This is a genomic window from Hansschlegelia beijingensis, from assembly GCF_045505405.1.
Classification (GTDB): domain Bacteria; phylum Pseudomonadota; class Alphaproteobacteria; order Rhizobiales; family Methylopilaceae; genus Methylopila; species Methylopila beijingensis_A.
This window is the reverse complement of the sequence record NZ_JBJKEX010000286.1, coordinates 1-3977: the sequence shown is the minus strand read 5'-3', so window position 1 is coordinate 3977 and position 3977 is coordinate 1. Positions and strand designations below refer to the sequence as shown.

The 3977-nt window shown below is 69.9% G+C and carries 4 protein-coding genes; 3 read left to right on the top strand and 1 reads right to left on the bottom strand.

Going from position 1 to position 3977, the window contains the following annotated elements; all coding sequences use genetic code 11:
• Positions 1-247, top strand: a 247-nt coding sequence (locus tag ACIKT0_RS14405; RefSeq protein ID WP_407106009.1) for a TOBE domain-containing protein, incomplete at its 5' end; no start/stop codon positions are given.
• Here the strand turns inward: ACIKT0_RS14405 and ACIKT0_RS14400 are convergent.
• On the bottom strand, positions 244-1827 hold the full coding sequence (locus ACIKT0_RS14400; protein ID WP_407106008.1) for an OpgD/OpgG family glucan biosynthesis protein: 1584 nt from the start codon (positions 1825-1827) through the stop codon (positions 244-246). The genes ACIKT0_RS14405 and ACIKT0_RS14400 overlap by 4 nt on opposite strands.
• Positions 1828-2498: 671 nt before the next feature.
• Between ACIKT0_RS14400 and ACIKT0_RS14395 the strand changes: the two genes are divergently transcribed.
• Together ACIKT0_RS14395 and ACIKT0_RS14390 are read left to right on the top strand one after the other, a co-directional pair.
• Positions 2499-3656: a type III PLP-dependent enzyme gene (locus tag ACIKT0_RS14395; protein ID WP_407106007.1), complete on the top strand. Its 1158-nt coding sequence runs from the start codon at positions 2499-2501 to the stop codon at positions 3654-3656.
• A gap of 11 nt (positions 3657-3667) precedes the next feature.
• Positions 3668-3977: GNAT family N-acetyltransferase (locus ACIKT0_RS14390; protein ID WP_407106006.1), on the top strand; the 310-nt coding region annotated here is incomplete at its 3' end.

Here is a 3977-nt window from a genome sequence, read left to right as displayed (position 1 = left end):
CGCTGGACGACGAGCACCAGACGCGCCCGCAAATCGCGTTCGAGGATCTGGAGGTCGGCCAGACCGCCGAGATCCGGCACGAGGTGTCCGAAGAGGGGGCGACGGGCCCTACGCCTCGGTCTCGGTCGACGTCGGCGGCGCCGTGCTGCGCGCCGAGATCACCCGCCGCGCGGCCGCCGAGCTCGACCTCGCCCCGGGCCGCGTCGTCTACGCGCTGGTGAAGAGCGTCGCGGTCAGCCGCGCCTAGGGGGCGTTCTCGGGCGCGTAGGGGAAGGTCCAGGTTTCCGTCAGCGCCCGGTCGCCCGCCTTCAGGAAGGCGCGCAGCTCCATCGTCTTGCCGGTGTCGGCCTGCACGTCGACCCCGACCCGGAAGCCGCCGATCTTCGGGTTGGGCGTCACGAAGGTGCGCAGGATCGCCCCCGAGGAGGTCGACGGCACCACCGAGACGCGCGTCGGGTCGGCCAGGAAGAAGCCGAGGTCGCCGCCCGAGAAGTCGATGATGAAGCGCTGCGTGCCCGGCGGCACCGGCTCGGCGGAGCCGAGCGCGGCGGCGCGGGTCGGATAGGTGTTCACCGCCCGTCCGCCGGTGTGCAGCCGCGCGTCCGAGGTCATGGCGCGGATGCGGTAGCCGAAGCTGCGCTCCTTGCCGACCTCGGCGGGCGCGGACGGCACCCAGAAGGCCACGATGTTGTCGTTGCTCTCGTCGTCGGTCGGCAGCTCGACGAGCTCGACGCGGCCCTCCCCCCAGCCCTCGTGCGGCTCGATCCAGTAGCTCGGCCGCACCTGGTAGTTCAGGTCGAGGTCCTGGTAGTGCTCGAACAGCCGGTCGCGCTGCATCAGGCCGAAGCCCTTGGGATCCCGGTCCCAGAAGGCCGAGATCTGCGGGGTCTTCGGGTTGCGCAGCGGCCGCCAGACGAACTCGCCGCTGCTGGTCTGCATCAGCAGCCCGTCCGAATCGTGCAGCTCCGGGCGGAAATCCGAGAAATGCCGGCGCTGGTTCTCGGCGTAGAAGAACATCGAGGTGAGCGGCGCGACGCCGAGCTTCGCGATGGGCCTGCGCGGGATCAGCGTCGCGGTCACGTCGACCACGGTCTCGACGTCGGGATAGACGGTGAAGCGATAGGCGCCGGTCACTGACGCGCCGTCGAGCAAGGCGTAGATGGTGGCGCTCTCGTCGTCGGGACCCGGCATCTGGACCCAGAACTCGCGGAAGTCCGGAAACTCCTCCGGCTCCGGCCCGCCGCAGTTCACCGCGATGCCGCGCGCCGACAGGCCGTAGACCTGGTTCCGGCCGAGCGCCCTGAAATAGCTCGCGCCCACGAACGAGATGAGCTCGTCGAACACCCGCGGGTCGTTCAGCGGGTAATGCAGCCGGAAGCCCGCGAAGCCGAGATCGACCGGAAGCGGCCGCTGGAACTTGTTGGCGCCGTAGTCGAACAGCGCGCCCGAGTACGGGGCGGGCGTGGCGATCCCGTCACGCACCACGTTCACCACCACCGGACGCTGATACAGGAAGCCGGGGTGGAACATCTGCATGCGGAACTGTCCGCCGCCGCCCGCGAGCAGCGCGCGGTCGGACCGGAAGCGGATCTCCCGGTACTGGTCGAAATTCAGATTGCGGAGCTCCTGGGGGAGCTCCCTCACGCCCGGGTCGTAGGGCTTTGAGACCAGTTCGCGCGCCCGCCTGAGCACGTCGTGATAGCCGAAGGCGGCGGGCTCCGGCTGCTGGGCCGCCGCCCGCCCCCCTATCAAGGCGGAGCCGGCCACAGCGAGGCCGAGGCCAAGCGCGCGCCGGCGGCTGAGCGGGCGAGTGACGCTGTCAGTCATGCGGATCAGAACTCGCGGCAGGCCGCGAGGCGGCCTGCGTTTACTCGGAGAAGGTTGCGCGCCGACGGCCGGAGGGGAGGTTCTGGCCGTCGGCGGATTCTAACCGGGGAGCGCGGCGGCCGGCAAGCAGGGGCCCTCGCCTCGCAGCGGCGTTGCGCAACGACCGCAGCATCAAAAAACCCTGTCACAAACCAAGATGCCGCTTGCATGCGGGCGCGAACGCCCCTATCTCCGCGCCTGCCCAATTTCGCGCGTGCCTGTGTCGTGTGTCGGGTTGGCGGGAACTCCCCGCCGGGCAACCCGATGGCCGGAAATCCCAACCGGCTCTAAGTCGCCTCTCCGGCGGCGGACGCGACGTGAAGCAACGACGTAGAGGGCTTTTTTGGTCTCTCCCGGCTCTCCACAGGCCGGGGTCACTGAAGAGGCGACTACATCCTTGCCGGGCGCGCGGGTCGCGGGTTCATCCCCAAGTCCCAAGCGTGGCGAAGACCTGATCGGCCGGATCACATCCGTCCGGAGGGTCATCGCGACTACGGCGTGATCGACGGCCGCGACCCGCGAGGGGGGCGGTCACGGAACGACGCAACTATCGGACGGCCGCGTCTCCACAGCGCGGGCGAACGGAGGGCGTCGATCCACCGGCCACTGACGTTGCTTGGGGACTTCCCGCCATGACCTCGCATCTCGACGCTCTCGGCAACGACCGAGTCCGACGCTTCCTCGCTGACGGCCAGTCCGACGGGCCGGTTCTCGTCGTCGACAGCGAGGTCGTGCGCGCGAACTACGCCAAGTTCGCGCACGCGCTGCCGGACACGCGCGTGTTCTACGCCGTCAAGGCGAACCCCGATCCGAAGATCCTGAAGCTGCTGGCCGAGCTCGGCTCGTGCTTCGATTGCGCGTCGGTCGCCGAGATCGACATGGCGCTGGCGACCGGCGCGTCGGCCGACCGCATCTCGTTCGGCAACACGATCAAGAAGGAGCGCGACGTCGCGGCGGCCTACGCCCGTGGCGTGCGCCTGTTCGCGGTCGATTGCCGGGAAGAGGTCGAGAAGATCGAGCGCGCCGCCCCCGGCTCCAAGGTGTTCTGCCGCATCCTGGCCGACGGCGCGGGCGCCGAATGGCCGCTGTCGCGCAAGTTCGGCTGCGCGCCCGAGATGGCGGCGGACGTGCTCGAGCACGCGCATCTGCGCGGGCTGGTCGCCTATGGCGTGTCGTTCCACGTCGGGTCGCAGCAGAACAATGTCGGCGCGTGGGATGCGGCGCTCGGCTCCGCGGCGGAGATCTTCCGCGAGTGCGAGCGGCGCGGCCTCGCGCTGTCCATGGTCAATCTCGGCGGCGGCTTCCCGACCCGCTACCTGCGCGACATCCCGGCGGTCGAGGCCTATGGCGCGTCGATCTTCGAGGCCCTGCGCACGCATTTCGGCAACCGCATCCCCGAAACCATCATCGAGCCGGGCCGCGGCATGGTCGGCGACGCCGGCTGGATCGAGGCCGAGGTCGTGCTGGTGTCGAAGAAGTCCGACGCCGAGGACGAAATCCGCTGGGTCTATCTCGACATCGGCAAGTTCGGCGGCCTCGCCGAGACGATGGACGAGGCGATCCGGTACCCGATCCGCACCGCCCATGACGGCGGCGCGACGGCGCCGTGCGTTCTCGCCGGTCCGACCTGCGATTCCGCCGACGTCCTGTACGAGAAGACGCCGTATCCGCTGCCGGTCAGCCTCTCGATCGGCGACAAGGTTCTGATCGAGGCCTGCGGCGCCTACACCACGACCTATGCGGCGGTGGCCTTCAACGGCTTCCTGCCGCTCGCTTCGCACGTCATCTGACGGAGGCGGCGATGATCCTGATCAGGGACGAGGCTCCGGCTGACGCCGGGGCCCGCGAGGCGCTGCTCGATCGCGCGTTCGGCCCGGCCCGGTTCATGAAGACGTGCGAGCGGCTGCGCGAGCGGCGCTTGCCGGCTCAGGGCCTTTCCTTCGCCGCGGTGGACGCCGATGGGCGCCTGCTCGGCACGCTGCGCTTCTGGCATGTGGCGCTCGGCGACCGGCCGGGCCTCATGCTCGGGCCGCTAGCGGTGGACGAGGCCGCGCTCGACGCCGATCGCCACCAGCTCTCCAACGCCATCGCGGTCGATCGTGGTGAATGGG

Coding starts and splice junctions, on each gene's coding strand:
- ACIKT0_RS14400 (WP_407106008.1), bottom strand. CDS start 1,827: ATGACTGACAGCGTCACTCGCCCGCTCAGCCGCCGGCGCGCGCTTGGC.
- ACIKT0_RS14395 (WP_407106007.1), top strand. CDS start 2,499: ATGACCTCGCATCTCGACGCTCTCGGCAACGACCGAGTCCGACGCTTC.